This window comes from Nitratireductor aquimarinus (assembly GCF_017255295.1).
Lineage (GTDB): Bacteria > Pseudomonadota > Alphaproteobacteria > Rhizobiales > Rhizobiaceae > Nitratireductor > Nitratireductor aquimarinus.
The window spans coordinates 55,699-81,735 of record NZ_JAFKDE010000012.1 but is presented as its reverse complement, the minus strand read 5'-3'; the positions used below and the strand labels follow the sequence as shown (position 1 = coordinate 81,735).

Genomic DNA, 26,037 nt, shown 5'->3' with positions numbered 1-26,037 from the left:
CACACGGCAGGCTATCAACACAAACACCGTGTGGCCCAAGTGGAGGAGATCATGAAACGCCTTGCACTCATTGCCGCGCTCGCCCTTTTCATGCCGGCCAGCGCGCTCGCAAACTCATGCCCGATCCTGATGTCGGAAATCGATGAGGCGATGCAGGTCGCATCGCTGTCGGACGGCGACAGGGCGCGTGTGGAAGAACTGCGCGCACAGGGTCAGGTCCAGCACGAGGCCGGTGACCACGCGGCTTCCATGCAGAGCCTCGGAGAAGCGAAACGCATTCTCGGCCTCTGATGCATGTGACGCCTCTAATGTAAGTGACAACGTGATTGTGCGCCGGCTGGAAAGCCGGCCCGGCGCACCGAACGATGCAACACAGGGCGCGGGCCTGCTTCCAGACAACAAAAAAGCGGGCCTGAGCCCGCTTCCTTCGTTCCCGTGACTTTCGAGGGTGCCGGTACCTTCATGGTCACCACACGGTCTTCCGGGTCGAATACAGCAACCGGTCGGGGAACCTCACCACATATCTTGCAGGACGTCCCGCGCCGGCCCGGCTGCCGACCACGCTGATATGGGGAGGCAGCCTGAGCCTTTCAAGCCCGGAAAGAGAATGGCGTCAGCTATTGGGCGGCAATCACCTCTTCCTCGCCCTCTCCTTCAGCATCCGCCTGCTCGCCTTCAGCCTGTTCACCGTCCGGCTGTTCCTGCGCTTCAGCCTCAAGGCTTTCGCGCACCTCGTCGATCTTGCCTTCCGCCTCGCCAACGCCGAGCAGGTCTTTCGCCCAGCTCAGCATTTCGTCGTCGACATAGGCGTCAGCGCCATACTCTTCGACACGGTTGGGATTGGCCGCCGCCAGAAGCGCTTCGGTGAGCGCCTGATCGTCGGTCTCGCCTTCATAGGCGTCGGCCCTGGCCTGCGCTTCATCGAGATCGCCTTCCACCTCCACGAGCGAAGCATAGGCGTCGCTGGCAAGCGCATCCTCAAGTGCTGCGCGTTCGGCCTCGAGCAGTGCGGCGTCCTCCTCGGAAAGCGCTTCTGCATCGACGGCATCGAGTGCATCAAGACGCGCCTCGAGTTCTTCGGTGCCGAGACCCTGATAATCGAACCCGTCATGAGCTTCGATGCCGGCGGTCATCGCCTGAACGGCCTCAGCGGCTGCGGCAGCCCTGGCTTCCAGTTCCTCGATATCGGCCCCGAGCATCTCGGCCTCCGCCGATGCAAGAACATAGGCCCGGATCGCCGTCATGCGCGGGTCACTGGCGTTCAGATAGGCATGATAGTTGCGGTTCAGCGAATTCAGCCCCGCGAGCTTGGCGTTGAAGTTGCGCGGACGTTCCGGCCGCGCCTGCGGCACCGGTGCGCTTGCCGGCAGAACCTGAGCGGGGCGGTAGGCGCGCGCCGTGCGGGTTTTCTGCTTGGAAGCAGGCCGCGCCGCGCGCTGCGCCTTTCCTGGCGCTTCTCGTTTGCCGCCAAAAGCGTTGCGCGCAGCACCGACGACATTGTCGATGAAACCGCCAATGCCTTTGTTGCCCTGACCGCGCGCGTTCTGGTTTGCGCGTTCCGATGCGCGCCGGACGCCGGAGCGCGCAGCGCCATTGCCGCCGCCATGGGATTTGCCGGCCTGGCTCTTGCCGCTGCCGCCCCCATGCCCGCCGCCATGCCCGCCGCCGTTTCCACCACCATTGCCGCCGCCGTTTCCGCCACCGTTGCCACCGCCATTTCCGCCGCCCTTGGCGAGCGCATCGACCGAGAAGGCCGATGGCGACAGGTTGGAGCCGGACAGCATGACAGGCGCGGCCATGAGCGCGGAAGCGCAGGCCAGAGTGATGGCTAAACGGGACAGCATGGCAATCTCCTCGACAGAATCTTCGCCCGGAGGTTAGCCGGCGTTCAGTAACCGCCGAAATAACGATTTATGTGGGAATCAAAACAAACTCGAACATCCGGTCGCCAGGCAGCCGGGCCTGCGCATTTCTCAGGCAGCATCCTCGTCGCGATGCAGCTGATGAACCTCGATGCGGTTGCGCCCCAGATCCTTCGCCCGGTAGAGCGCGCCGTCGGCCTTCTCCAGAAGGGTATCCAGATCCACGGATGCGCCTTCGCTCGCGGCAAGCCCGACGCTCAGCGTGACGGTCAGGGAGATCGTGTCGTCGTTGAGGGTCATGGTCTGGGCGAAGACGCTGCGAATTCGCTCTGCCACCTCCAGCGCCTCGCTGCGGCGGCATTTGGAAAGAAGAACCGCAAATTCCTCGCCGCCCACCCGGCCGACAATGTCGTTGCGGCGCAGGCAGGCATTGATGCGGGCAGCCGCGATGGCGATCACCTGATCCCCGGCCGCGTGCCCGTATCTGTCATTGATCGCCTTGAAGTGGTCGATGTCGATCATCAGGGCCGCAAAGGGCTGGGAGAAGCGGTTGAGCGAGCGGATGGCTGTCGCCGCTTCTTCCTGAAACGCCCCGCGGTTGAAAACGCCGGACAGCGTGTCGTGGGTCGCAAGATGCGAGAGCTCGCCGATAAGCCGCTTCTGCTTCGCCATGGCGCTCGCCAGCATCATCGGCGCAAGCGCAATCAGGCTGACGCCGAGCCGCATGGAAATCAGCCCGCTCTCGGTCGTCACATCCACCACATTGGGGAAATAGCCGGCCGACAGCGCCAACAGGCTCCAGAAGCTGAAGATCGAAGTCAGAAGCACGGTGAGGAAGCGCGGATAGACGATGGCGCTCCAAAGCAGAGCCGGAACCGGGAACGCGATGGCGCCCGGCCCGCCGATCTGCACGCTGACCGCGCAGGATGCGACGAGCGCCAGCGCCGGAAGCGTCAGGCGCAGCAGATCCATGCGCGATGCGCTTTTGGGAAGCGACACCCGGCGGGCGGTCAGCATGACCGGGAGAATGGCCACGTAATTGGCGAATTCCGTGACGAACCAGAAGGACCAGCCGCCAAGCGAGGAGCCGCCGAACAGAACCGGATTGGCAACCGCGCCCACCAGGCCTGCAAGGAAAGCCCCGAATCCGATGGCCGCGACCATCAGAGGAATCGATTCCGGCGTTTTCAGGCGGATCGTGTCACGCGAATAGCGCCGCAGCAGAAAATAAGCGCCGCCAACACCGACAAGATTGGCGGCTGTGAGAATCAGCGTCTTGAACAGGGTCGAGCCGGTCAGAAGGTCTGCCGCGAGGAAGCCCAGCGTCGCCATGCCCCAGCCAAACGGCGTCGCGGTCGCCGGAAAGCGCAACAGCATTCCCAGCATGATCGCATTCGCGGGCCAGACGGTCGCCAGAAAATCGACGGGGCGCGTATAGATGCCGACAAGACAGGCGCACAAGACCACCGCGCCGATCAACAGCGCTGCCGGCACTTGCCCGAACCCCGGGACTGCCGTTTGCGCCCCACTGGCTTCCCGCCCAATCAGCACAGATACGAACTCCATCTACAATCGAAGATCAGGGTATCGGCCAAAACTCACCCTCCGGTTAAGAGGTCGGCTAACGAACTGACTGTGGCGATCTGTGGAGGTTATGGTTAATCGGCTTATGCAGATTCCATTAAATTTAGAGGCATAGGCTGGCGGATTATGAGACCGAGCCAACTAATAGCCTTTTTGTTTCGCGCTGCCCTGCTTCTGTCGCCGGCGACGATCGCGGTCCTTACCTTCATTTATCTGGTGCAGACCGCCGAACAGCGCGACATTCCGCCGAGCGTCGACAGAATCCACACGGCAACGATCCGCTGACGCCCCTGCCCTGACAGGACGACATGGAATCGCAGATTGCCGGCTTGCGTGGCCGACCCGGGAGTGAATCGGCGTCAGATCAGAAAAATCAGAGAAAAGCGGCCCGCCCGTGCGTGCCTGCGAATCGCACATGGCGATTCGTGCGCAGAGCAAGCGATTGGACCAAAAACCGATAACCGGCTCAATTGAGAGCGGTGCGATAATCTGCTTTGAAATCAGGAAGAAGAAGCCATTTGGCAGAGAGTGTATTTCACTCTTTAGCGCGGCCGCCACTTCTCCAGGGAGAGGAGAAGTGGCGCGAGTGACGGGGCTCGAACCCGCGACCTCCGGCGTGACAGGCCGGCACTCTAACCATCTGAGCTACACCCGCGCTTGAGGCGCTCTGCCGTGGCAGCAACGCGTCGATGAGCGCTGAATTAGGGGGTTCTTGCGGGAGTGTCAAGCGCCCCAAACCCACTTTGTGAAACTTTCTTGATCTTATTCGAATTCGCTCTGAAAAAGCTCTTTTCCACTTGCGATCCGATCGCGAAGCACCTAAAGGAAGCGGCTTGGAATGGGCGATTAGCTCAGTTGGTAGAGCGCTTCGTTTACACCGAAGATGTCGGGAGTTCGAGTCTCTCATCGCCCACCATTCCCTCCCTCACTTTTGCGCTTTTCCTGCCCCGCCATACGCGGACTTTCAGGCTATGAGTGCTGTTTTTCCCGCATGGAGCCGGTGTGGCTGAGATTCGCAAAGCCCGGAAAGACGATCTGGTCGATCTGATCGAGATCTGGCGGGGCTCGGTGCGTGCGACTCACGATTTTCTGGCCGAATCCGACTTCCGCGCCATCGAACGGGACGTCTCGGAAAAATATCTGCCCTGCGCGTCTCTCTGGGTTGCCGTTGATGAGCGCGATTCTCCACTGGCCTTCATGGGAATCGACAAATCGCACATCGACAGCCTGTTTGTGGCCACTGAGGAGCGCGGCAAGGGGCTTGGCAGGCTTCTCATTACCCATGCCCGCCAAATCGCCGGGAATCGCCTCACGCTGGACGTGAACGAGCAGAACGGGCAGGCGCTCGCCTTTTACCGCAGAATGGGCTTTGCGGTGCATGCACGCTCGCCACGGGACGGTGGAGGCCGTCCTTACCCGCTCCTGCATATGACACTGCGCGCGGTCTGAGGCGCCCGACGCCCGAGCAGGCTGCCGGATCACTGCGAATCTTCCCTATGAGCGAATTCAGGCGTTTCTCACCACCCGCACAAGAATCACAGCGCTACGTTGATGGGCTGAACGATTCTATCGGTATTTCTCGGTATCGGCGTCGGTCCACGGGCGGATGAGAATCGTCGCCGCATCATCGTCGCCCTCAACGCGATAGGCAGCCGGATGCACTCCCGCCGCATCATCCTCAAGCCTGCAGAGAACCTTCTCGACAAAACGCGAAAAGTCACCGCTTTCCTCAACGAGTTCCGCCGTCAGCGCAAGCTGGCAGTCATGCCCCTTCTTCCTGATGTAGAAAGCGTATTCGGCAGCCTCATCTGGCCGCAGATCGCGCGACATGGAAAATAATACCGGCTCGAGTTCCCGGAAATCATCCGCCAGCGCCGGGCCTGACAGGATCGCGGCCGCCACAGCCACCAATATGCGCTTCATCATCGCCCCTCCCCGACCGCAAACAATGCGCTGCATAATGCAGATCGCCCACCCTGCGGCAAGCCCAGCGGTCAAGCGGAGAGACTGAGGCAGCACAAGATCGGGGGACGGAGGGGAAGGACAGGCCACGCCAACGGGCAGGCGGGCAACTGAACAGCAGACAAAAGAAAAGCCGGGTCGAAACCCGGCTTTTCTTGTATTCCCAAAAGGGCGCAATCAGGCGTTGACTGCGTCCTTGAGGCCTTTGCCGGCCGAGAACTTCGGCACGTTGCGGGCCGGGATCTGAACTGCGGCACCGGTCTGCGGGTTGCGGCCGGTGGAAGCCTCACGCCGAGAAACGGAGAAGTTTCCGAAGCCGACGAGGCGCACGTCCCCACCCTTCTTGAGTTCGCCTTCGATAACGGCAAAAACCGCATCGACCGCGGACTGGGCGTCGCCCTTGGAGAGGTTGGCCTCTTCTGCGACTGCGGATACGAGCTCGTTCTTGTTCATGTAATTACCCCTTCCTGATAAGGACCAAGTGATGCGACTCACTCAGCTCGAGGCAGTCTAGGGAGAACAAGTGTCCCAACCAAGCAAGAAATGATCAAAAACTACTCGCAAACCCATGTTTTCCGGGGTTTTCGACAGAAAAGCCGGGCACGAAGCCCGGCTTTTGTCGATTTTAGCGAAATTACGGCCACAAAGTGGCGCAATCCCTTGTGCTGCACCGGCTCGACCGCTTTGCCGAACCGGTTCAGGGCAAGCCGTCAATGGGCGACGGCGGGCCCCTCATTTCCAACGCCAACCTTGCTGGCCGGCTCCGCAGGCTCGACCCATTCAATCGGCTCGGGCATCCGCACGAGAGCATGTTCCAGCACCTCGCCGACGCGGCTGACGGGCACGATCTCGAGACCGTTCTTCACGTTCTCGGGAATGTCAGCCAGATCCTTGGCGTTCTCTTCGGGGATCAGCACCTTCTTGATGCCGCCGCGCAGCGCCGCCAGGAGCTTTTCCTTCAGACCGCCAATGGGAAGCACACGGCCACGCAGGGTGATCTCGCCGGTCATGGCGATATCCTTGCGCACCGGGATGCCGGTCATGATCGACACGATGGAGGTCGCCATGGCAACACCGGCCGACGGGCCATCCTTGGGCGTCGCGCCTTCCGGCACGTGCACGTGGATGTCCTTCTTGTCGAACACGGGCGGCTCGATGCCGAAATCGACCGCGCGCGAGCGGACGTAAGACGCCGCTGCGGAAATCGATTCCTTCATCACGTCACGCAGATTGCCGGTGACAGTCATCTTGCCCTTGCCCGGCATCATGACGCCTTCGATGGTCAGAAGCTCGCCGCCAACCTCGGTCCAGGCCAGACCGGTGACCACACCGACCTGATCCTCGCCCTCGGCCTGACCGAAGCGATAACGCTGAACGCCCAGATAGTCGGCCAGATTGTCCTCGGTCACTTCGACCTTTTCCTTGCCGCCGTCCTTCTTGGCGTTGCGCAGGATCTCCGTCACCGCCTTGCGGGCAAGCTTCATCAGCTCACGCTCAAGGTTACGCACGCCCGCTTCGCGGGTGTAGGTGCGGATGATCTCGCGCAGCGCGCCGTCGGTCACCGAGAACTCCTGCGGCTCAAGCGCATGTTCGCGCACGGCCTTGGGCAGAAGATGCCGCTTGGCGATCTCCACCTTCTCATCCTCGGTGTAACCGGCGATGCGGATGATCTCCATACGGTCCATCAGCGCCGGCGGAATGTTCAGCGTGTTGGCCGTGGTGACGAACATCACGCTCGACAGGTCGTACTCAACCTCGAGATAGTGATCCATGAAGGTCGAGTTCTGCTCGGGATCGAGAACCTCGAGCAGGGCCGAAGACGGATCGCCACGGAAATCCATGCCCATCTTGTCGATCTCGTCGAGCAGGAAGAGCGGGTTGGACTTCTGCGCCTTCTTCATCGACTGGATGACCTTGCCGGGCATCGAGCCGATATAGGTGCGGCGGTGACCACGGATCTCGGCCTCGTCACGCACGCCGCCGAGCGCCATGCGGACATATTCGCGTCCGGTGGCCTTGGCGATGGACTTGGCGAGCGAGGTCTTGCCGACGCCGGGCGGTCCGACGAGGCACAGGATCGGGCCCTTGAGCTTCTTCTGACGGCTCTGCACCGCCAGATACTCGACGATCCGCTCCTTGACTTTCTCGAGACCGAAATGGTCCGTGTCGAGCACGTTCTCGGAAAATTCGAGATCGTTCTTGATCTTGCTCGGCTTCTTCCACGGAATGGAGAGCAGCCAGTCGAGATAGTTGCGCACCACGGTGGCCTCTGCCGACATGGGCGACATGGTCTTGAGCTTCTTCAGCTCGGCCTCGGCCTTCTCGCGCGCTTCCTTGGAGAGCTTCGTCTTCTTGATCCGCTCTTCGAGCTCGGCAGCCTCGTTGCGGCCGTCCTCGCCCTCGCCGAGCTCCTTCTGAATGGCCTTCATCTGCTCATTCAGATAGTACTCGCGCTGGGTCTTCTCCATCTGCCGCTTCACGCGGCTGCGGATACGCTTTTCCACCTGCAGCACGGAAATCTCGGCTTCCATGAAGCCCATGGCCTTTTCAAGCCGCTCGCGCACGGAGAGCGTGGCCAGCATTTCCTGCTTTTCGGGGATCTTGATCGCCAGATGCGAGGCAACGGTATCGGCCAGCTTCGAGTAATCCTCGATCTGGTTCGCCGCACCGACCACTTCGGGCGAAATCTTCTTGTTCAGCTTGACGTAATTCTCGAAGTCCGAGACCACCGAACGCGCCAGCGCCTCGATCTCGACCTGGTCTTCTTCCGGCTCGGGAAGCAGATCGGCCGTTGCCTCGTGAAACTCTTCACGATCGCTGAACTGCGAAACACGCGCACGCGACGTGCCCTCGACCAGCACTTTCACCGTGCCGTCGGGCAGTTTCAGGAGCTGCAGAACGTTAGCCAGCGTACCGATATCATAGATGCCACTCGGCTCCGGATCGTCGTCCGCCGCGTTCATCTGCGTCGCCAGCAGGATCTGACGCTCGGCGCCCATCACCTCTTCCAGCGCCTTGATCGACTTGTCGCGGCCGACGAAGAGCGGAACAATCATATGCGGGAACACCACAATGTCGCGCAGGGGCAACACGGGATACAGAGCACCACCAGCGGTCTTGGGGGTATCAGTCATGTTTCAGCCTTTCAAACCGCAGCCGCTCAAGAGCCAGCCGCGGACTTCAGTCTATCCGGCCAGAGCGTTATCCACCAGAAGCACCCGCATTGTCGCGCGATGCGTGAATGGAAACCACCCCACCTTTGCTCCCCCCTTAGTTGGAGACATGGACCGAGAAGATCAAGGGCTTACGCATGATGCGTGGGCCGGACACACAGCAAGCGCCCTTCAGGCTTCTCGATCTGGGCAAACGGTGGACAAGAACAGTGCAGACAACACAACGTCACCGAAGCGGAGCCCCGGTGACGCTGAAACGCTTTGCACATCGAAACGCCGAACAATCGTCAGGCGCTCGCATTGCCTTTTTCCTGCTCGCGCTCCGCATAGATGTAGAGCGGGCGAGCATTGCCGGCGACCACCTCATCGGAGATCACCACTTCCTGGACGCCTTCCAGCGCCGGCAGTTCGAACATCGTGTCGAGCAGGATCGCTTCCATGATCGACCGCAGGCCACGGGCGCCGGTCTTGCGCTCGATTGCCTTGCGGGCAATCGCGGCAAGCGCGTTCTCGTGGAAGGTCAGCTCGACATTCTCCATGTCGAACAGACGCTGATACTGCTTCACCAGCGCATTCTTGGGCTCGCTGAGGATCTGCACCAGTGCAGCCTCGTCGAGGTCCTCAAGCGTCGCCAGAACCGGCAGACGGCCAACGAATTCGGGGATGAGACCGAATTTCAGAAGATCTTCCGGCTCGACCTGGCGGAACAGCTCGCCCGTCGGGCGATCTTCCGGAGAGGCCACCGTCGCGCCGAAGCCGATGGAGGTCTTGCGGCCACGGTCGGAAATGATCCTGTCGAGGCCGGCAAAAGCGCCGCCGCAGATGAACAGGATATTGGCCGTATCCACCTGCAGGAACTCCTGCTGGGGATGCTTGCGACCGCCCTGCGGCGGTACGGAAGCGACCGTGCCTTCCATGATCTTCAGCAGCGCCTGCTGCACGCCCTCGCCCGAAACATCCCGCGTGATCGAAGGATTGTCGGACTTGCGCGAAATCTTGTCGATCTCATCGATATAGACGATGCCGCGCTGCGCCCGCTCGACATTGTAGTCGGCCGACTGGAGCAGCTTGAGAATGATGTTCTCGACGTCCTCGCCCACATAACCGGCCTCGGTCAGCGTCGTCGCATCGGCCATGGTGAAGGGCACATCGATGATGCGCGCCAGCGTCTGGGCCAGAAGCGTCTTGCCGCAACCGGTCGGGCCGATCAGCAGAATGTTGGACTTGGCGAGTTCGACCTCGGCATTCTTGGATGCGTGGGCCAGGCGCTTGTAGTGATTGTGGACGGCCACAGACAGCACGCGCTTGGCATGCGCCTGACCGATCACATAATCGTCCAGCACCTCGATAATTTCCTGCGGTGTGGGCACGCCCTCGCGCGACTTCACCATCGAGGATTTGTTTTCCTCGCGGATGATGTCCATGCACAGTTCGACGCACTCGTCACAAATGAAGACAGTGGGTCCCGCAATAAGCTTGCGGACTTCGTGCTGGCTTTTGCCGCAGAAGGAGCAGTACAGCGTGTTCTTGGAGTCTCCGCTGCCGTTGCTGGCCTTGCTCATGTCTTACGTCCTTTCACTACCACCGGCAGGTCGACCCGCACTTGCCGGGCGGTCATGGTGCCTCGGAACACGATAGCCCCGGGCGGTCCACGCTCTGTCCTCGAAACGAAACACAAATCCGAAAACGCGGCAACCATACCGAGCCCCTGTCCAGACCTTGGATCTGGAAACTCAATATAGACTTAACGTAGGCGTTCACACACCGGCTGCAAACACAAAAATGTGACGGAAATGACGCAATCGGCGGCAAATGCCGGCCAAACCGCGCCATGCCCGGCACAAGGCCGGGCAGACCGATTGCAAAAGCCGCGTTCCGAATCAGGATTCGGCTGCTTTCTCGGGCGTGTCGCGGGAGCTGACGACCTTGTCGATCAGGCCAAACTCCTGCGCCTCGTCCGAGGTCATGAAATGATCGCGGTCAAGCGTGCGCTCGATCGTGTCGTAATCCTGCCCGGTGTGCTGGACATAGACCTCGTTCAGACGACGCTTCAGCTTGATGATGTCCTGCGCGTGGCGCTCGATATCGGACGCCTGGCCCTGGAAGCCGCCCGAAGGCTGATGCACCATGATGCGCGCGTTCGGCGTCGCAAAGCGCATGTCCTTGTGGCCGGCGCACAGAAGCAGCGACCCCATCGACGCAGCCTGGCCGATGCACAGCGTGGAGACCGGCGGCTGGATGAACTGCATCGTGTCGTAGATGGCCATGCCCGACGTCACCACGCCACCCGGCGAGTTGATGTAGAGCGCGATCTCTTTCTTCGGGTTCTCTGCCTCGAGGAAGAGGAGCTGCGCACAGACCAGCGAGGCCATGCTATCCTCGATCGGGCCGGTGATGAAGATAATGCGCTCCTTGAGGAGGCGCGAGAAGATGTCGTAAGCCCGTTCACCCCGGTTCGTCTGCTCGACGACCATGGGCACCAGATTCATGGCGGTATCGACGGGATTCGGCATGAAAACACCTTTCGGTTTGAGGTCGCACGCCCGATTGGCTGGCGCACGCAAAAGCGGCAGAATCGTTTGGTTCAACGGGATAGATATGATGCCCCATTCCCCCGACGCAAGAGCAAGCCTTTATCTTGATGATCGCCGGCGTCCGATTCGCCGGTTCTGACAGGCCCATACCGCGCCCTGCGCGCGACGCAATGTACCCATCGGGGGCCCCTTGAGGCGCCCATCAAGCCGGACCGCACCATCATGCCCCAAAGACCAGCCCACCTCCTCTACGATCATGATCGCAAAGCCGTTCGGCTCGATCCGCACGATCCGGACTTCGTTCAGGATCCCTACCCGGCCTATGCCTATCTGCATGCCCATGCGCCCGCGTTCTTCTGGGACGACTTCGGCTTCTGGTGCCTGACCGACTATGAAAGCGTCAACCGCGCCCTGCGCGACCGGCGCCTTGGACGCGAGCAACCCGCCGACCAGAAGCCCGACCCGGCCACGCGCACGCATCTGAAGCATTTCGACGCCATCGAGGCCAACTCGATGCTTGAGATCGAGCCGCCCGTGCACACGCGGCTCAGGAAGCTCGTCAACCGCGCCTTCGTCTCACGCCAGGTCGAGCGGCTGCGCCCCCGCGTAGAGACGCTCTGCCACACGCTGATCGACGGTTTTGAGAAGACCGGCGAAGCGGAGCTGCTTGAAGCCTATGCAACGCCCATTCCGCTGGTGATCATCACGGAGATGCTGGGCGTGCCCACGGATATGGGGCCGCAGCTCGTGGAATGGTCGCATCGCATGGTCGCCATGTATATGCACGGCTCTGACGAAGAGACGCAGCGCAGCGCCGATGAGGCCGCGCGCGACTTCGCCGCCTTCATCCGCGACTACGCCAGAAAGCGCAGCGCCACACCGGGCGATGATCTGCTGAGCCTGCTCATCGCCGCGCAGGAAGATGGCGAACGGCTGAGCGAGGATGAGCTTGTCTCTTCGGCCATTCTTCTTTTGAACGCAGGGCATGAGGCAACCGTGCACCAGCTGGGCAACGCCGTATCGACCCTGCTGGCGCAGGGCGGCGATCCGCGGCGCTTCTTCGGCTCCGACGCGGATGCGGCGGCAACGGTGGAGGAATGCCTGCGCTACGATCCGCCGCTGCACATGTTCACCCGCTATGCCTATGAGACGGTGGAGGTCGCTCCGGGCCTGACCCTGAAGCCCGGCGAGACGGTCGGCCTGCTCCTGGGCGCAGCCAACAACGACCTGACGGCTTTCGAGGAGCCGCGCAGTTTCCGCCCCGGTCGCCCCGACCAGAAGAATGTGTCATTCGGCGCGGGCATTCATTTCTGCATCGGCGCGCCATTGGCGCGGCTGGAAATGCAGGTGGGGCTAAAGGTTTTGTTCGAGCGCCTGCCCTCGCTCGCCCTGAAGGTGCCGCCGGTCTATGGCGACACCTACCATTTTCACGGACTGGAGCGGCTGGACTGCGTCTGGGACGCCTCCTAGCGCCCCCACCTCCCTGCAATAAGAAACGGCGCGGGCCTTTCAGCCCGCGCCGTCATTGCATTCGCGATCAGTCGCTTCGATCAGATTTTGGCGAGCGCCTGCTCCAGATCGGCGATGATGTCTGCCACGTCCTCAATGCCGATAGACAGGCGGATCACATCGACGCCGGCGCCAGCCGCCGCCTTCTGCTCGTCGGAGAGCTGGCGGTGGGTGGTGGAAGCCGGATGGATGATCAGCGACTTGGTGTCGCCGATATTGGCCAGATGCGAGAAGAGTTCGACGCTCTCCACCACCTTTACGCCCGCATCGAACCCGTCTTTCAGGCCGAAGGTGAAGACAGCGCCAGCGCCCTTGGGCGAATACTTCTTCATAAGCGCGTGGTTGGGATCTTCCGGCAGGCCCGGATAGGAAACCCACGACACCTTGTCGTGCCCCTTGAGCCATTCGGCCACCTTCAGCGCATTGTCGCTGTGGCGCTGCATGCGAAGCGCCAGCGTCTCGATGCCGGTGAGGATCTGGAAGGCGTTGAAGGGCGAGATCGCCGGACCGAAATCGCGCAGGCCCAGAACGCGGGCTGCGATTGCGAAGGCGAAATTGCCGAAGGTCTCGTGCAGAACCATGCCGCCATATTCGGGACGCGGCTCGGAGAGCATCGGGTACTTGCCGGACTTCGACCAGTCGAACGTGCCGCCATCGACCAGTGCGCCGCCCACGGAATTGCCGTGGCCGCCCATGAACTTGGTGAGCGAGTGCAGCACGATGTCAGCGCCATGCTCGATGGGACGCAGCAGGTAGGGCGACGCCATCGTGTTGTCGACGATCAGCGGCAGGCCGTGACGGCGCGCAATGTCGCCGATCTTTTCCAGGTCCACGAAAGTGCCGCCCGGATTGGCCAGGCTCTCAACGAAGATCGCCTGCGTGTCGTCATCGATCTGGCTTTCGAAACTGTCGAAATTCTCCGGATCGGCCCAGCGGACATGCCAGTCGAAATTCTTGAAGGCATGGCCGAACTGATTGATGGAACCGCCGTAAAGCCTTTTGGCAGCGATGAAATTCGCGCCCGGCCGCATGAGATTGTGGAAGGTCAGCAACTGAGCCGCATGGCCGGAAGCCGTGGCCAGCGCCGCCGTGCCGCCCTCAAGGGCTGCAACGCGCTCTTCGAGCACGGCCTGGGTGGGATTCATGATGCGGGTGTAGATGTTGCCGAAGGCCTTGAGGCCGAACAGCGAAGCGGCATGGTCCGCATCGTCGAAGACATAGGAGGTGGTCTGGTAGATCGGCGTGGCGCGTGCGCCTGTCGCCGGATCGGGCTGGGCCCCTGCATGCACCGCCAGCGTGTCGAAACCGGGAGTACGCTCACTCATATGACAATCCCTCCATGTCAAAATCCCTCCATGTCAAAAATCAGGGTTGCGGGCATCAATACAGAGCCCTTGGTCGCAGGCAAAGGAGATTTATGCCCCGCCGACCGGCTGCACTGAAAAATCAGCGCTGGCGAATGCCGAAGCTCTGGAAACCTTTGCGCATGATCGGCTTTTTCGACGAAATCACGCGGCTGTTGACGCCGTTCCAGCCGATTTCGCGTGAAAGCCGCGCATATTCGATCTTCGGGCAGCGATCCATCACGACCTGAATGCCCTTCTCCTCAAGACGTTTTGCGGACGCATCGTCACGCACAGTTAGCTGCATCCAGACCACTTTGGGGAGCGTCTCCATGGCGAGGATCTCGTCCGTCAGGCCCGGAATGGCGGAGGATGGGCGGAAGACATCGACCATGTCGACGGGCTCGGCGAGATCGGCAAGCGTTGCGGCGACGGGACGACCGGCGATCTCCTTGCCGGCCTGACCGGGATTGACGGGAAACACCGTGTATCCCTTGTCGATCAGATACTTCGTGACAAAGAAGCTGGGCCTGACCTCATTGGCCGAAGCACCCACAATGGCGACGCTCTTCACCGTGTTCAGAATGCCGGAAATATAGGCGTCGTCGTAACTGTCGTGGTTCATCGTCGCTCCCGAACCCTGCGAATGCCGCCTCAATCTCGGCAAAGCCGCAGGCTATGATATGATAATCGTTATCCGCTGCACCCGTTGCAGCCTGCTCAAAGCAAAGTGACCGATCATGTTGAGATACATCGCCCTGACCCTTGGAATGGTCGTTCTGGCCAGCCCTGCCGGAGCCATATCCCGCTACACGTCAACTGCCATGAGCTGTGCCGAGGCGCAAGCCAGGATCAATGCGGAGGGTGCGGCGATCATGCGCTACCAGTCGCGCAACAATCCGAGCCTGCCCCGCTATGACCGCTATGTGGCGAATGAGAATTTCTGCCCGGTGGCGCACATCGCCGTGCGCGATTACATCCCTACCGCAGACCGCGAATCCTGCCCGGTTCTGCGCTGCAAGGCGGAGATGCGGGAGCGGCTTTTCGACCGCCGGTGGATATTCCGGAACTGACGGGAACGGCCCAAAGAAAGGTACTCCGGATGCGGTCTCCATGAGAACCGTCCGGCGTTATATTGCTATAAAAGAACATCTCAAAAATCATTGATTTATTTAACTTTATAGCCGCTTTTACCGGCAATTTTCCTGCTGCATAACGTCCCGGCGCGCCCCTGAAGCCACCAGCATTTCTGGCCGGCGAAACGCGTGTTTGAAAGTCAAAAATTTCAGAAAGGGAAGCTATGCGTAAGTCATTGATGTTAGCCGTTGCCTGCGTCCTCCTTTACCCCAACAGCAGCGCTCAGGCAGGTGGTCAGACCTGCAGGGAGCTTCAGGATTCCATCAGCGAAAACGGGGCGGTCATCCTGCGTTATCCGTCGAGCACCGCACAGGCTCCCCGGCGCTACGACCGGTTTGTCGCGGATCAGAGCGAATGCCCTGCGCATTATGAAACACTCAAAGTGCGGCTTTTACCGGCGCTCGATACCGATGCGTGCCCTGCCCATGTGTGCTGGAGCGACGACTAGATCGCCTGCTTCACGCCAGGCATTTGCGGAGGCGGCGCGCTTGTCGCCCCCGTAGATCGCTCAATCCGGCAGCGAGATCGCGCCGTCGTCGCTGATCGGAAAATCCGGATTGAACGCGACCTCCCAGAGGTTCCCCTCTGTGTCGGCAAAATACCCCTGAAACCCGCCCCATGAGGCATGAGCGGCAGGTTTCACGATCCGGCCACCCGCTTTGGCGGCGCGGTTGAGCACGACGATCACATCGTCCTCGCTGCGCGTGTTGTAGGCGAGCGCCACACCTGAATGCCCGGCCGCCGCCTCATGGGCTGCGCGATAATTCTCTTCGCCGACATCGGCCACAAGCTCCTCGCGCGGCCAGAGCGCCAGGATCATCCCGCCCATCTGGAAGAAGGCGACACCACCCGTCATCTTGCGATTACGCTCAAGCCCCATGGCCTCGTAAAACGCCACCGCGCGCTCCAGATCGTCTACGCCAAGCGTGATCAGCGAGATGCGCGGTTCCATGCCTACTTCCCTTTCCACTCGGGAGCGCGTTTTTCGATGAACGCGCCGATGCCCTCTTCGGCATCACGGGCGAGCATGTTCTCGACCATGACCCGCACCGTGTAATCATAGGCCTGTGACAGCTCCATCTCGGCCTGTGCATAGAACGCCTCCTTGCCGATCTTCAGCGTCAAAGGCGATTTGGAAGCAATGGTTTGCGCGAAATTCATCACGGTTTGATTCAACGCATCCTGCGGCACGACACGGTTGACGAGACCGAAGGCATGCGCGCGCCCGGCATCGACCATCTCGCCCGTCAACAGCATCTCCATCGCATGCTTGCGCGAGACATTGCGCGACAGGGCAACCATGGGCGTGGAACAGAACAGGCCGATATTCACGCCCGGCGTGGCAAAACGCGCCGTCTCGCTCGCAACCGCCAGATCGCAGGAGGCGACAAGCTGGCAACCGGCAGCGGTGGCGATGCCGCTCACTTCGGCGATCACCGGCTTGGGATGACGCACGATGGTCTGCATGAGGCCCGAGCAGAGGAGCATGGTCTTTTCGAAGAACGCCCTGCCCCGGTCCGCATCGGCGCGGTGGGCCGTGAGTTCCTTCAGATCATGACCGGCGCAGAACACCTTGCCCTCGGAACGCAGCACGATGACCCGGACCGCATCATCGTCGCGGGCGCGGTCGAGCGCTCCCTTCAGCGCCTCCATCATGGCGATCGAGAGGGCATTGGCCGGCGGGCTCGCGAGCGTGATCTGCACAATGCCGTCCGCCTCACTGACTGAAACCGGCGCCTGGACGCTCTCCTGCACTGCCGCCGCATTGGCCATGGTCTTCCTCCGTGTTCATGAACCGCCGTCACCATAGTGCCGCTTGTGTTGCAACGGCAATCCGGCAATTCTCTTCGCAGCCGGCCTTTTGCGACAGATCCAGCCGGCGTCGATCGGGAGGTCAGGATCATGGATATGAAGCGGGCAGGCACAAGGCCGGACAGCGTGCTCCAGCCGGTGATGGACGCGGAAGAGGTCAATCTCTATCTGCGCGATGTCTTTCCCCAGGCCTGCAGCGGGGAGACGCCCGATTATCGCGCGCTGGAAGTCTGGCCGGGGGGCTGTACGGTGCGTCTGGAAGCAGGCTTTCAGCATCTGCGCCCGGGCGACACGGTGGCCGGCCCCTCGCTCTTTGCCCTCGCCGATATCGGCGGCTATGTCTGCGCGCTCTCCCATGTCGGGCGCAAGGCGCTGGCCGTGACCACCAACCTGAACATCAACTTCATGCGCAAGGCCAATGCGGGCGTGGTGGATGGCCATTGCCGCATCCTGAAACTGGGCCGGCGGCTGATGGTATTCGAGGCCGAGCTGGTGGCTGGCGACACGGGCGAAACCGTTGCCCACGCGACCGGAACCTACTCCATTCCACCCTCAAAATAGGCTTTTGCACGGCTGAAGTGCGCCAAACGGGCGTCAATTCATGCGGTATTATAATACCATATTTTTAAACCATTGTTTTTATTGATTTTTTCAGCGCAATACTCGAAACATTGCGCTTGACGATCCCCCGGTCCGTCTATAGGTAACCATCGCTGCACCTCGAATGTGGTGCTGCATTGGTTTGCGCTGGCCGAATCCGAACCGGACAAGATCGCCGCGAACACAAGCAACAAGAAACGCCCTGCCTTCGGGCCGGGTCCAATAAAACGGAAAAGACCCATGAAAACCTTTTCGCAGAAGCCTGCGGAAGTGACGAAGAAGTGGATCCTGATTGACGCCGAAGGTCTCGTCGTCGGTCGTCTGGCCACCATCGTCGCAAACCGTCTCCGCGGCAAGCACAAGCCCACCTTCACCCCGCATGTGGACGACGGCGACAACGTCATCGTCATCAATGCCGACAAGGTGGTCTTCACCGGCAAGAAATACACCGACAAGAAATACTACTGGCACACGGGTCACCCCGGCGGCATCAAGGAGCGCACTGCGCGCCAGCTGCTCGAGGGCCGGTTCCCCGAGCGCGTGGTTGAGAAGGCCGTTGAGCGCATGGTTCCGCGTGGCCCGCTTGGCCGTCGCCAGATGAAGAACCTGCGCATCTATGCAGGCGCCGAGCACCCGCATGTCGCCCAGAACCCGGAGACGCTCGACGTCGCCGCCATGAGCAAGAAGAATGTGAGGGCCCAGTAATGGCCGAAATCAACTCCCTCGAAGAGCTGGGTGCGGCAACCGCTGCGCAGAACGCCGAGCAGGAAGCTGCTCCGGTGCATGTGCAGAAGCTGGACGCACATGGCCGCGCTTACGCCACCGGCAAGCGCAAGAACGCAATTGCCCGCGTGTGGGTCAAGCCGGGCTCCGGCAAGATCACCGTCAACGGCAAAGAGTTCGCGGCTTACTTCGCACGCCCGGTTCTGCAGATGATCCTGCAGCAGCCGATCGTTGCTGCCGACCGCAATGGCCAGTACGACGTCGTCGCCACTGTCGTTGGCGGCGGCCTGTCCGGCCAGGCCGGTGCAGTTCGTCACGGCATCTCCAAGGCTCTGACCCATTACGAGCCGGAGCTGCGTGGCGTCCTCAAGAAGGGTGGCTTCCTGACCCGCGACAGCCGCGTGGTTGAGCGTAAGAAGTACGGCCGGGCAAAGGCTCGTCGTTCGTTCCAGTTCTCCAAGCGCTAAGCTTCACGAACTTCCAAGAACGAAAAGCGGGCCTTCGGGTCCGCTTTTTTCTTGCGCAGATTTTACCTTCCCCCTACCCATTGGGCCGATGGAGCGGTTCACCGCCTCATGGCGTCGCAGCCGGGCTCTGTCTTTTTGTTTCACCGCATTCGTGCGGATGTCAGGCGGGTGGGCCTGACTGCGAAATGCTCTGAAGGAGGAGCGCCATGCCGTCGAATTCCATCGACAATGCCTTCACCGCCCGCGGCCTGACGGGTGCGGCCAGCGACCCGACCTATGCGGGAGCGCTCTCCTTCATGCGCCGCAAATTCACCAAATCGCTGAAGGGCGCCGACGCCGTCGTGTGGGGCATCCCCTTCGACGCCGCCGTTTCCAACCGGCCGGGCGCGCGTTTCGGCCCGCAGGCGATCCGCCGCGCCTCGGCGATCTTCGACAATGATCCGCAATATCCGTTCGACGCCGATCTGTTCGAGGCGCTGGCCGTCATCGATTATGGTGACTGCCTTCTGGATTACGGCAATCACCAGAAGACGCCGGCGACCATCGAGCGCGAAGCGGCAAAGATCCTCAAATCCGATGCGTTTCTGCTTTCGCTTGGCGGCGACCACTTCGTCACCTGGCCGCTTTTGAAAGCGCATGCAGCAAAGCACGGGCCCCTCGCCCTCGTGCAGTTCGATGCGCATCAGGACACCTGGTATGATGACGGCAAGCGCATCGACCACGGCTCCTTTGTCGGCCGCGCGGTGCGCGACGGCGTCATCGATCCGGCGGCGTCCATTCAGGTCGGCATTCGCACTCACGCGCCCGAGGATTGCGGCATCGCCATTCTCCACGGCCATGACGTGGAAGAGATGAAGGCCGGCGAGATCGCCGAGGCCATCATGGCCCGCGTCGGCGACCGGCCTGCCTATGTCACTTTCGATATCGACTGCCTCGACCCCGCTTATGCGCCCGGCACCGGAACACCGGTGGCCGGCGGCCCATCCAGCGCCCGGATGCTTTCCGTTCTGCGCCAGCTCGGCGCGCTCGACATCGTCGGCGCGGATGTGGTGGAGGTCGCTCCAGCCTATGACCATGCCGACATAACGGCCATCGCGGGGGCAACCATCGCCATGCACTATCTCGGCCTTCTCGCGGCGCGAAAGCGACGATAAGAGCTGAAGCAGCGATTCAAGCGCTTTGCGGATTGATTCCGCCGGCGCGCATAACCAGTTGAAATCCGAATCTTTTCCAGGACTGACACCATGACGGCGAAAATCTTCATCGATGGCGAACACGGCACCACCGGCCTGCAGATCAGGACGCGGCTGGCCGAGCGCCGCGACATCGAAGTGATCTCCATTCCGCCAGAAAAGCGCAAGGATCCGGCTGCCCGCGCCGAATTCCTCAACGCTGCCGACATCGCCATTCTGTGCCTTCCCGACGATGCCGCGCGCGAAAGCGTCTCGCTGATCGAGAACGACAGCACCCGCGTGATCGACGCCTCGACCGCGCATCGCGTGGCCGAAGGCTGGACCTATGGCTTCGCCGAGATGGACAAGGCGCAGGGCGACGCGATCCGCACGGCAAAGCGTGTCGCCAATCCCGGCTGCTGGCCGCAGGGACCCATCGCCTTCCTGCGCCCGCTGATCCGCGCCGGCCTGCTGCCGGCCAATCTGCCAATCACTGTGAACGGCATTTCCGGCTATTCCGGCGGCGGCCGCACCATGATCGAGGATTACGAAGCGAAGGGTGACGCTGCGCCGGAGTTCATGCCTTATGGGCTGTCGCTCAACCACAAGCATCTGCCGGAGCTTCAGGCCTATGCGGGCCTTGCCGGCGCGCCGCTCATGCAGCCGGCTGTCGGCGATTTCGCGCAAGGGATGCTGACCGCCCTGCCCCTGCAGCTTGGTCACCTCGACAGCGTGCCGACGGGCGCCGAGATGCATGCCGCGCTCGCCGACCATTACAGCGCCATCAAGGATGGTGTGGTGAAGGTCGCTCCTTACGGCGTGATCGAGCGCACGGAAAAGCTGAACCCGGAAACCCACAACAACACCAACGACATGACGCTGCATGTGTTCGTCAACGATGCGCGCGCGCAGGCCCTGCTGGTCGCCGTCTATGACAATCTCGGCAAGGGCGCTTCCGGCGCTGCCGTGCAGAACATGGATCTGATGCTTCAGGGGCTCTGAGCCTCCAGACATCGCCCGATAAAAAAGGCGCGTCCCCGTGGGGCGCGCCTTTTTTGTTTTGGGGCGTTTTTGTTTGGAACGCTCTGCGCGGCTAGATCGCCGCGTAGACCTCGTCTTCGTCACGCTTGAGACGTCGAGCGCCGGGCAGCGGATAAGGCCCCTTCGTCGCGCGCCAGTGGGCGCAGGCGAAGAACAGAACCACCAGCGCCACGCCCTGATGGGTGAGCGCCACGTCGATGGGCACGACCATGAGCAGCGTGACGATGCCAATGGCCGCCTGCACCAGAACGAGAGCGGCAAACAGGACCGCCCGGCGCGCATGCGGTGTGGAGGGCGCACGGCGGAGCACGAACACCATCTGCCAGAGCGCCAGCGCCAGAAGCGCGTAAGCGCCGAGACGGTGAATGAACTGCACCATCTTGGGGTTCTCGAAGAAATTGAGCCAGGCAGGCGTCTGCGCGAACAGACCGCCCGGCACCAGTGCACCGTCCATCAGCGGCCAGGTGTTGTAGGTCATGCCTGCGCGAAGACCGGCCACGAGACCACCCAGATAGATCTGGAAGAGGACGGCGACCACCATCCAGCCGGCGAAGCGGCGAATGCCCTCCTCGGCCCGCCCCGTCGAGTGGGGCGCAAGCCCGCGCGCCACCAGCGCGGTGGCGGCGAAGATGAAGCAGGCGATGGTGAGGTGTGTGGCGAGCCGGTACTGGCTCACATCCACACGGTCGACAAGACCGGAGGCGACCATCCACCAGCCGACCGCGCCCTGAAGCCCGCCAAGCGCCAGAATGCCCAGAAGCTTGGGCTTCAAATCGCTTTCAAGCCGCCCGGTCATCCAGAAGAACGCCAGCGGCAGCGCAAAAACGAAGCCGACGCCACGCGCCAGAAGCCGGTGCGCCCATTCCCACCAGAAGATGGTCTTGAACTCGCCAAGGCTCATGCCCTTGTTGATCTGCTGGTATTCGGGGATCTGGCGGTACTTCTCCAGCTCTTCCTGCCATTCGGCTTCGCTGAGCGGCGGGATCACGCCGTGGATCGGTTTCCATTCGGTGATGGAGAGGCCGGATTCGGTCAGCCGCGTCGCGCCGCCGACGATCACCAGCGCAAACAGCGTAAACAGCACAAAGTAGAGCCAGAGGCGCACGAATTTTCGATTGCGCAGCAGGGTCTCCTGCGGAACTTGCGCGGTTGCAGCACTGGTAGCAGTCATATCCACAGCGTCAGCCATCATCGTTTCGGAAGAAGTCTGTAGGTGAACCAAAGCCCGGCAAGTTGCAAGCCGCAGCGCCAATTACGCGACAAGCCGTCGCGCAGGTGAACGCCTGCGATTGCATCGCGGGGCGGCTCACTCTATGAAGCGGCGGAAAGGTCTTCCCAATGCCCGTACGCCTGCGAAAATTCATCGGTATGGTCGCCCTCGTGGCGCTGGTCGTGGTTTACGCCATCCTGTCGACGGCAATCGCCGTGGCGCAGCTGGCCGATGCCGGTCCGCTGATGCACCTTGCCTATTATTTCCTGACCGGCCTCCTGTGGATCATTCCCGCCATGTTCATCATCCGCTGGATGATCGGGCGACCGCAGAACGACGCCTGATCCGTCGATCTTTCTTTCACCTTTTGCGGTTACACAGGATCAAAGCCGCCCGTGCGGCGGTCCTTTTGATCGCGATGGATGATGACGGTTTCCAACCAGCCTGAACGGACACCGAGCGCCACGGCAAGCCCCGCTGCGGGGCTGACAGTCGAATTGCGCCCGGCCGATAGAGCGGCGCTGGCTCTCTATCGCGAGGACAGCGCTGCCTCCTGCTTCATGCCGGCGCAGAGCCCTGAATGGGTTTCCGCCTGGGCAAGGCACAGTGTTCACGAGACGCTGATCGTTCGGCTTTCAGACAGTGAAGGCCATCTTCTGAGCCTTCCGCTGGAGCTGGCTGCGCAGGGGCGCTTTCGCGTGGCGCGCTTCATCGGCGACCGGCATGCCAATGGCAATTTTCCGCTGACCGACCGGCGGGCGGACGACCGCATCGGCTCTGTCCAGCTGCGGGACCTCCTCGACCACATCCATGACCAGAGGCCGGACATCGATCTTCTGAGCCTGGAGCGTCAGCTCCATGCCTGCGATGGCGTGGCCAATCCACTTCTTTTCTGGCCGCACAGCGAAAGCCCCAATCTGTCGCTTGCGGTCGATCTGGAGGGCGGATTCGACGCGGCGCTTTTGCGCGCCAGCGGCAAGCGAAAACGCAAGCAGCACCGTTCGCAGGCGCGCAAGCTTGAAGCCGCTGGCGGCTTTGAACGGCGCATGGCGAAAACGCCGGATGAGGCGGATGCGATGCTGGAGGCCTTCTTCGCCATGAAGGCGGAGCGCTTTGCACAGATGGGCATCCAGAACGTGTTTGCGCCAGCGCCGGTCCAGGCTGCGTTTCACACGCTGTTTGGCGAAGCAACGGCAAGCGAACATCCGAAATTCGTGCTTCACGGGCTGGAGGTTGCCGGCAGGCTTCGCGCCGTGACCGGCTCCAGCCTCACCGATGATCGCATCATCTGCGAATTCAGCTCAATCTCAGACGACGAGCTGACCGAGATCAGCCCCGGGCGCTTTCTGTTTTTCGAGAACATACAGGAAGCCTGCGAACAGGGTCTGAAGGTCTATGACTTCAGCGTCGGCGACGAATATTACAAGCGCCTGTGGTGTGATCTGGAGACCGTACAGTTCGACAGCTTTGTTCCGCTAACGGTCAAAGGGCGGGCAATGGCCCTGACACGCGGCGCCATTGCGGGCGGAAAACGCATCGTCATCAACGACCCGCGCCTCTGGGCCATGGCCAAGGGCCTGCGCAAACGGCTTTCGGCGTTGAGGCGCTAGGGTATTTTGCAGTCAGGCGGCGTCGCGTCCGGGCGGTGCGGGCGGCTTGGAACCGCCAGTCGGCGAAACGAGGATGGGCGTTGCAATGCCGCTCTCGCGCAGTTCCTCGGCCGTTTCTGCGGCCAGCTCACCGGCTTCCGGATCAATCATGCTGACAAGAACCTGCGTATCGGACGACATGAGACGTCCAATCCCCTGCGCATCGACAGGACCGCACTCGATGATGACCACATCATAGGCCGCCGACAGCGATTCGATGATGATGGGCAGCCGGTCGGCGGCGCGCATGGCGCGCTGCGGGTCCGCCGTCCCAACGGGGATGATGTGGCACTCGGAGAACAGGTCCGTGTGGATCACATCGGCAAAGTTTGCCTCGGATGCCAGAAGATTGGTGATGCCGGCATAGGCAACGCTTTCCAGCATGGGAAGCGATGCGGCACCCGATGAAGTGAGGTCGAGCAGCAGGACCCGCATGCCGGAATCAGCCACATCCCGCGCGACCAGAACCGAAGCGGCAGCCGCCTCATCCCCTTCCGGCGAAATGAACAGCGCCCGGGTAACGCCCCCGGTGACGAGCCGCTCGGAGGCCTGCTCCACATCCATGCCGCCATAGCGGGCCGTCCGCGATACGGGCTTCGGAAAAGGAAGGTCTGCGACCTCGGGCGTCGGCAGGACCGGCTCCGAAGGCCGTTCCGGCGCCGAAACCGCATCAAGAGCAGGCTCGGCCCGCCGCATGGGAACGGCCGCTGGAAGCGGCGCGGGTGCCACAGCCGACGGGCGCATGGCGCGGCCGGAGAACAGTTCCTGCAGAAGCGTGATCACGGCCATGATCAGCAAAGAAGCGACAAAGGCCGCCGCCGTGATCGGCACGATTTTTGGGAAATAGGGCTCGCTCGGCGTGATGGCGCGCGAGAAGATGCGCACATCAGCGGGGAGATAATTGCGGTCGCTGCGCGAGGCAGCCTCGCGGTAGCGGGTCAGATAGGATTCCAGCAATTCGCGCTGTGCGGCGGCTTCGCGCTCCAGGGCGCGCAGTTCCACCTGCTCTTCTTCGGCGCGCGCCGAGGCGACCTTGAGGCGGTTGAGTTCGGCCTGCAGCTCCTCCTCGCGGCGCTCCGCGCGGGCAGCCTCGGCTTCGAGCCCCGCGAGCACCTTGGTGGCCTCATTGCGGATCTGGACATCGAGATCGCTTAACTGCGAGCGCAGGGCGCGGATGCGTGGATGGTTTCCAAGAAGCGTGGTCGACAGATCGGCGATCTGCGCGTTCAATTCCACCTGCCGCTCGCGCAGCCGCTGGATGAGTGGCGACGCCAGAACCTCCGGCATGCTCTCGACGGCCACACCGCTTTCAAGGGCGCTGCGCACGGATGCCGCCTGCGCGGCTGCGGCCGAACGGTTGGCGCGGGTGCGCGAAAGCTCGCTGGAGAGTTCCGAAAGCTGCTGCGTGGCCAGCACGGTGTTGTTCTGCCCAAGCAGGAGATCCGACTGGGCGCGGTATTCCGCGACCCGCGCCTCGGCCTGTTTCACGCGCTCGCGCAGGTCCTCGATTTCCGGCTCAAGCCACTGGGTCGCACTGGTATTGGACTGAAGCTTGGCGTCGCTCTGCATGGCGACATAGGCGTTGGCCACCGCATTGGGCACTTCTGCGGCAAGCTGCGGGTCTTCCGAGGAGAACTCGATCACGATGACGCGCGAATTCTCGACGCGATAGACCGTCAGCCGTTCACGAAAAGCCCGCAGCACTTTTTCTTCGTCGGTGCCCTCGACCGGCGCGTTCTTGAGACCGACCATGACGAGGATGCGCGAGACAAGCGAGCCCCCGCTGCCGGAGAACTCCTTGCGGTTTGCAAGGTTGAGATCGCGCGCCACCGTGTCGAGGATTTCCGTCGAGGTGATCAGCTCGACCTGGCTGGTGACCCCTTCCCCGTCAAGAATCGGACGGTCGCCATCGCCCACGCCCTGCGGACGGGTGTAGATTGATTCGCGCGTCTCGATCAGAAGCCTTGTCTGCGCGCGGTATTGCGGGGTGGCCATATAGGCAAGCGCGAACACCAGTCCCGTAATAATGAGAGAAGCAAACAGAATGCGCGGCCATTTGCGCCGGACAGCGGCAAAAAGCCGGCCCAGGTCGACATCCACGTCACCATGCGCGATCTGATCGCTGTTCATGCGGTCTGCTCCCAAATTGGTCCGCGCCAAGGTAAACGCGCATAGTAACCAGCGGGTTAAAGCTTCACGCACACCGCTAGACGGTTACGGTATGCGCGCTATGAGGGTATAAGAGCGCGCTTTACCCGA

Annotated in this window: 26 protein-coding genes and 2 tRNA genes; 13 read left to right on the top strand and 15 right to left on the bottom strand. The window is 61.8% G+C overall.

The features are described 5' to 3' along the window. Nucleotides 1–51: 51 nt before the first annotated feature. Nucleotides 52–291 carry a hypothetical protein gene (locus JYP46_RS19615; RefSeq protein WP_113154941.1) on the top strand — a complete coding sequence of 80 codons (240 nt, stop codon included), beginning with the start codon at nucleotides 52–54 and terminating at the stop codon, nucleotides 289–291. A gap of 326 nt (nucleotides 292–617) precedes the next feature. Here the strand turns inward: JYP46_RS19615 and JYP46_RS19610 are convergent, their stop codons facing one another. From JYP46_RS19610 to JYP46_RS19595, 4 genes are all read right to left on the bottom strand, one after another. Beyond that, nucleotides 618–1,844, bottom strand: coding sequence for a hypothetical protein (locus tag JYP46_RS19610; RefSeq protein WP_206549077.1), 1,227 nt, complete (start codon nucleotides 1,842–1,844; stop codon nucleotides 618–620). Nucleotides 1,845–1,973: 129 nt separating this feature from the next. Next, the gene (locus tag JYP46_RS19605; RefSeq protein WP_222474271.1) at nucleotides 1,974–3,356 is read right to left on the bottom strand and encodes a GGDEF domain-containing protein; all 1,383 of its coding nucleotides are present in this window, start codon (nucleotides 3,354–3,356) and stop codon (nucleotides 1,974–1,976) included. Between the two features lie 231 nt (nucleotides 3,357–3,587). Then, entirely contained in the window at nucleotides 3,588–4,004 is a 417-nt protein-coding gene (locus JYP46_RS19600; protein ID WP_206549076.1) for a hypothetical protein, read from the bottom strand. 20 nt (nucleotides 4,005–4,024) lie between these two features. Beyond that, a tRNA-Asp gene (locus JYP46_RS19595) sits at nucleotides 4,025–4,101 on the bottom strand. 185 nt (nucleotides 4,102–4,286) lie between these two features. Between JYP46_RS19595 and JYP46_RS19590 the strand changes: the two genes are divergently transcribed. Together JYP46_RS19590 and JYP46_RS19585 are read left to right on the top strand one after the other, a co-directional pair. Beyond that, a tRNA-Val gene (locus JYP46_RS19590) sits at nucleotides 4,287–4,362 on the top strand. A gap of 86 nt (nucleotides 4,363–4,448) precedes the next feature. Beyond that, nucleotides 4,449–4,895 carry an acetyltransferase gene (locus JYP46_RS19585; RefSeq protein ID WP_206549075.1) on the top strand — a complete coding sequence of 149 codons (447 nt, stop codon included), beginning with the start codon at nucleotides 4,449–4,451 and terminating at the stop codon, nucleotides 4,893–4,895. A gap of 117 nt (nucleotides 4,896–5,012) precedes the next feature. Here JYP46_RS19585 and JYP46_RS19580 read toward each other — a convergent pair whose 3' ends face one another. The 5 genes from JYP46_RS19580 to JYP46_RS19560 all read right to left on the bottom strand — a co-directional run bounded on the left by JYP46_RS19580 (nucleotide 5,013) and on the right by JYP46_RS19560 (nucleotide 11,094). Continuing rightward, nucleotides 5,013–5,369: a hypothetical protein gene (locus tag JYP46_RS19580; RefSeq protein WP_206549074.1), complete on the bottom strand. Its 357-nt coding sequence runs from the start codon at nucleotides 5,367–5,369 to the stop codon at nucleotides 5,013–5,015. Nucleotides 5,370–5,585: 216 nt separating this feature from the next. Then, a complete protein-coding gene (gene hupB / locus JYP46_RS19575) occupies nucleotides 5,586–5,861 on the bottom strand; it encodes a DNA-binding protein HupB (protein ID WP_113154937.1) in 276 nt (91 codons plus the stop codon). A 257-nt stretch (nucleotides 5,862–6,118) separates the two neighbouring features. Then, entirely contained in the window at nucleotides 6,119–8,542 is a 2,424-nt protein-coding gene (gene lon / locus JYP46_RS19570; protein WP_206546683.1) for an endopeptidase La, read from the bottom strand. A gap of 326 nt (nucleotides 8,543–8,868) precedes the next feature. Further along, nucleotides 8,869–10,143: an ATP-dependent Clp protease ATP-binding subunit ClpX gene (gene clpX / locus JYP46_RS19565; RefSeq protein ID WP_206549073.1), complete on the bottom strand. Its 1,275-nt coding sequence runs from the start codon at nucleotides 10,141–10,143 to the stop codon at nucleotides 8,869–8,871. Between the two features lie 318 nt (nucleotides 10,144–10,461). Continuing rightward, nucleotides 10,462–11,094, bottom strand: a complete 633-nt coding sequence (locus tag JYP46_RS19560) for an ATP-dependent Clp protease proteolytic subunit (protein ID WP_113154934.1) — start codon at nucleotides 11,092–11,094, stop codon at nucleotides 10,462–10,464. A gap of 243 nt (nucleotides 11,095–11,337) precedes the next feature. Here JYP46_RS19560 and JYP46_RS19555 point away from each other — a divergent pair, with 243 nt between their 5' ends. Then, nucleotides 11,338–12,585 (top strand): cytochrome P450, encoded by a 1,248-nt coding sequence (locus tag JYP46_RS19555; RefSeq protein ID WP_206549072.1) that lies wholly within the window; start codon nucleotides 11,338–11,340, stop codon nucleotides 12,583–12,585. Between the two features lie 80 nt (nucleotides 12,586–12,665). On the opposite strand, the gene JYP46_RS19550 is transcribed toward JYP46_RS19555, so the two are convergent. After that, nucleotides 12,666–13,949: an O-acetylhomoserine aminocarboxypropyltransferase gene (locus JYP46_RS19550; RefSeq protein ID WP_113154932.1), complete on the bottom strand. Its 1,284-nt coding sequence runs from the start codon at nucleotides 13,947–13,949 to the stop codon at nucleotides 12,666–12,668. 121 nt (nucleotides 13,950–14,070) lie between these two features. Then, nucleotides 14,071–14,592 carry a CoA-binding protein gene (locus JYP46_RS19545; protein WP_206546685.1) on the bottom strand — a complete coding sequence of 174 codons (522 nt, stop codon included), beginning with the start codon at nucleotides 14,590–14,592 and terminating at the stop codon, nucleotides 14,071–14,073. Between the two features lie 115 nt (nucleotides 14,593–14,707). On the opposite strand from JYP46_RS19545, the gene JYP46_RS19540 reads away from it, so the two are divergent. Together JYP46_RS19540 and JYP46_RS19535 are read left to right on the top strand one after the other, a co-directional pair. Further along, a complete protein-coding gene (locus tag JYP46_RS19540) occupies nucleotides 14,708–15,040 on the top strand; it encodes a hypothetical protein (RefSeq protein ID WP_113154930.1) in 333 nt (110 codons plus the stop codon). 227 nt (nucleotides 15,041–15,267) lie between these two features. Beyond that, nucleotides 15,268–15,552 (top strand): hypothetical protein, encoded by a 285-nt coding sequence (locus tag JYP46_RS19535; protein WP_113154929.1) that lies wholly within the window; start codon nucleotides 15,268–15,270, stop codon nucleotides 15,550–15,552. 60 nt (nucleotides 15,553–15,612) lie between these two features. Here the strand turns inward: JYP46_RS19535 and JYP46_RS19530 are convergent, their stop codons facing one another. Continuing rightward, nucleotides 15,613–16,056, bottom strand: coding sequence for a VOC family protein (locus tag JYP46_RS19530; RefSeq protein ID WP_206546686.1), 444 nt, complete (start codon nucleotides 16,054–16,056; stop codon nucleotides 15,613–15,615). A gap of 2 nt (nucleotides 16,057–16,058) precedes the next feature. Beyond that, nucleotides 16,059–16,877 (bottom strand): enoyl-CoA hydratase, encoded by an 819-nt coding sequence (locus JYP46_RS19525; RefSeq protein WP_113154927.1) that lies wholly within the window; start codon nucleotides 16,875–16,877, stop codon nucleotides 16,059–16,061. A 129-nt stretch (nucleotides 16,878–17,006) separates the two neighbouring features. On the opposite strand from JYP46_RS19525, the gene JYP46_RS19520 reads away from it, so the two are divergent. The 5 genes from JYP46_RS19520 (at nucleotide 17,007) to argC (ending at nucleotide 20,880) form a co-directional block, all read left to right on the top strand. Then, entirely contained in the window at nucleotides 17,007–17,477 is a 471-nt protein-coding gene (locus tag JYP46_RS19520) for a PaaI family thioesterase (protein ID WP_206549071.1), read from the top strand. 279 nt (nucleotides 17,478–17,756) lie between these two features. Continuing rightward, nucleotides 17,757–18,221: a 50S ribosomal protein L13 gene (gene rplM / locus JYP46_RS19515; protein WP_113154926.1), complete on the top strand. Its 465-nt coding sequence runs from the start codon at nucleotides 17,757–17,759 to the stop codon at nucleotides 18,219–18,221. Further along, complete coding sequence (gene rpsI / locus JYP46_RS19510; RefSeq protein WP_113154925.1) at nucleotides 18,221–18,706, top strand: 30S ribosomal protein S9; 486 nt, start codon at nucleotides 18,221–18,223, stop codon at nucleotides 18,704–18,706. Before rplM ends, rpsI begins: the two co-directional genes overlap by 1 nt. A gap of 206 nt (nucleotides 18,707–18,912) precedes the next feature. Next, nucleotides 18,913–19,860 (top strand): agmatinase, encoded by a 948-nt coding sequence (gene speB, locus JYP46_RS19505; protein WP_206549070.1) that lies wholly within the window; start codon nucleotides 18,913–18,915, stop codon nucleotides 19,858–19,860. Between the two features lie 90 nt (nucleotides 19,861–19,950). Continuing rightward, complete coding sequence (gene argC / locus JYP46_RS19500) at nucleotides 19,951–20,880, top strand: N-acetyl-gamma-glutamyl-phosphate reductase (RefSeq protein ID WP_206549069.1); 930 nt, start codon at nucleotides 19,951–19,953, stop codon at nucleotides 20,878–20,880. Nucleotides 20,881–20,971: 91 nt separating this feature from the next. Here argC and JYP46_RS19495 read toward each other — a convergent pair whose 3' ends face one another. Next, nucleotides 20,972–22,090 carry a COX15/CtaA family protein gene (locus tag JYP46_RS19495; RefSeq protein WP_206546690.1) on the bottom strand — a complete coding sequence of 373 codons (1,119 nt, stop codon included), beginning with the start codon at nucleotides 22,088–22,090 and terminating at the stop codon, nucleotides 20,972–20,974. A 167-nt stretch (nucleotides 22,091–22,257) separates the two neighbouring features. On the opposite strand from JYP46_RS19495, the gene JYP46_RS19490 reads away from it, so the two are divergent. Both JYP46_RS19490 and JYP46_RS19485 read left to right on the top strand, forming a co-directional pair. After that, nucleotides 22,258–22,473 (top strand): DUF2842 domain-containing protein, encoded by a 216-nt coding sequence (locus JYP46_RS19490; protein ID WP_113154922.1) that lies wholly within the window; start codon nucleotides 22,258–22,260, stop codon nucleotides 22,471–22,473. A gap of 81 nt (nucleotides 22,474–22,554) precedes the next feature. Further along, nucleotides 22,555–23,739 (top strand): GNAT family N-acetyltransferase, encoded by a 1,185-nt coding sequence (locus tag JYP46_RS19485; protein ID WP_206549068.1) that lies wholly within the window; start codon nucleotides 22,555–22,557, stop codon nucleotides 23,737–23,739. A 12-nt stretch (nucleotides 23,740–23,751) separates the two neighbouring features. On the opposite strand, the gene JYP46_RS19480 is transcribed toward JYP46_RS19485, so the two are convergent. Continuing rightward, nucleotides 23,752–25,908, bottom strand: coding sequence for a GumC family protein (locus tag JYP46_RS19480; protein WP_206549067.1), 2,157 nt, complete (start codon nucleotides 25,906–25,908; stop codon nucleotides 23,752–23,754). Nucleotides 25,909–26,037 lie beyond the last annotated feature (129 nt).

What these genes read in the sequence shown, in the direction of transcription:
- JYP46_RS19525 (WP_113154927.1), bottom strand. Translation starts at nt 16,877, where the DNA reads ATGGCCAATGCGGCGGCAGTGCAGGAGAGCGTCCAGGCGCCGGTTTCA.
- JYP46_RS19535 (WP_113154929.1), top strand. Translation starts at nt 15,268, where the DNA reads ATGCGTAAGTCATTGATGTTAGCCGTTGCCTGCGTCCTCCTTTACCCC.
- hupB (WP_113154937.1), bottom strand. Translation starts at nt 5,861, where the DNA reads ATGAACAAGAACGAGCTCGTATCCGCAGTCGCAGAAGAGGCCAACCTC.
- JYP46_RS19555 (WP_206549072.1), top strand. Translation starts at nt 11,338, where the DNA reads ATGCCCCAAAGACCAGCCCACCTCCTCTACGATCATGATCGCAAAGCC.
- JYP46_RS19490 (WP_113154922.1), top strand. Translation starts at nt 22,258, where the DNA reads ATGCCCGTACGCCTGCGAAAATTCATCGGTATGGTCGCCCTCGTGGCG.
- JYP46_RS19520 (WP_206549071.1), top strand. Translation starts at nt 17,007, where the DNA reads ATGGATATGAAGCGGGCAGGCACAAGGCCGGACAGCGTGCTCCAGCCG.
- lon (WP_206546683.1), bottom strand. Translation starts at nt 8,542, where the DNA reads ATGACTGATACCCCCAAGACCGCTGGTGGTGCTCTGTATCCCGTGTTG.
- JYP46_RS19540 (WP_113154930.1), top strand. Translation starts at nt 14,708, where the DNA reads ATGTTGAGATACATCGCCCTGACCCTTGGAATGGTCGTTCTGGCCAGC.
- clpX (WP_206549073.1), bottom strand. Translation starts at nt 10,143, where the DNA reads ATGAGCAAGGCCAGCAACGGCAGCGGAGACTCCAAGAACACGCTGTAC.
- JYP46_RS19550 (WP_113154932.1), bottom strand. Translation starts at nt 13,949, where the DNA reads ATGAGTGAGCGTACTCCCGGTTTCGACACGCTGGCGGTGCATGCAGGG.
- argC (WP_206549069.1), top strand. Translation starts at nt 19,951, where the DNA reads ATGACGGCGAAAATCTTCATCGATGGCGAACACGGCACCACCGGCCTG.
- JYP46_RS19610 (WP_206549077.1), bottom strand. Translation starts at nt 1,844, where the DNA reads ATGCTGTCCCGTTTAGCCATCACTCTGGCCTGCGCTTCCGCGCTCATG.
- JYP46_RS19485 (WP_206549068.1), top strand. Translation starts at nt 22,555, where the DNA reads ATGACGGTTTCCAACCAGCCTGAACGGACACCGAGCGCCACGGCAAGC.
- JYP46_RS19615 (WP_113154941.1), top strand. Translation starts at nt 52, where the DNA reads ATGAAACGCCTTGCACTCATTGCCGCGCTCGCCCTTTTCATGCCGGCC.
- rplM (WP_113154926.1), top strand. Translation starts at nt 17,757, where the DNA reads ATGAAAACCTTTTCGCAGAAGCCTGCGGAAGTGACGAAGAAGTGGATC.
- JYP46_RS19530 (WP_206546686.1), bottom strand. Translation starts at nt 16,056, where the DNA reads ATGGAACCGCGCATCTCGCTGATCACGCTTGGCGTAGACGATCTGGAG.
- JYP46_RS19580 (WP_206549074.1), bottom strand. Translation starts at nt 5,369, where the DNA reads ATGAAGCGCATATTGGTGGCTGTGGCGGCCGCGATCCTGTCAGGCCCG.
- JYP46_RS19480 (WP_206549067.1), bottom strand. Translation starts at nt 25,908, where the DNA reads ATGAACAGCGATCAGATCGCGCATGGTGACGTGGATGTCGACCTGGGC.
- JYP46_RS19560 (WP_113154934.1), bottom strand. Translation starts at nt 11,094, where the DNA reads ATGCCGAATCCCGTCGATACCGCCATGAATCTGGTGCCCATGGTCGTC.
- JYP46_RS19545 (WP_206546685.1), bottom strand. Translation starts at nt 14,592, where the DNA reads ATGAACCACGACAGTTACGACGACGCCTATATTTCCGGCATTCTGAAC.
- rpsI (WP_113154925.1), top strand. Translation starts at nt 18,221, where the DNA reads ATGGCCGAAATCAACTCCCTCGAAGAGCTGGGTGCGGCAACCGCTGCG.
- JYP46_RS19495 (WP_206546690.1), bottom strand. Translation starts at nt 22,090, where the DNA reads ATGACTGCTACCAGTGCTGCAACCGCGCAAGTTCCGCAGGAGACCCTG.
- speB (WP_206549070.1), top strand. Translation starts at nt 18,913, where the DNA reads ATGCCGTCGAATTCCATCGACAATGCCTTCACCGCCCGCGGCCTGACG.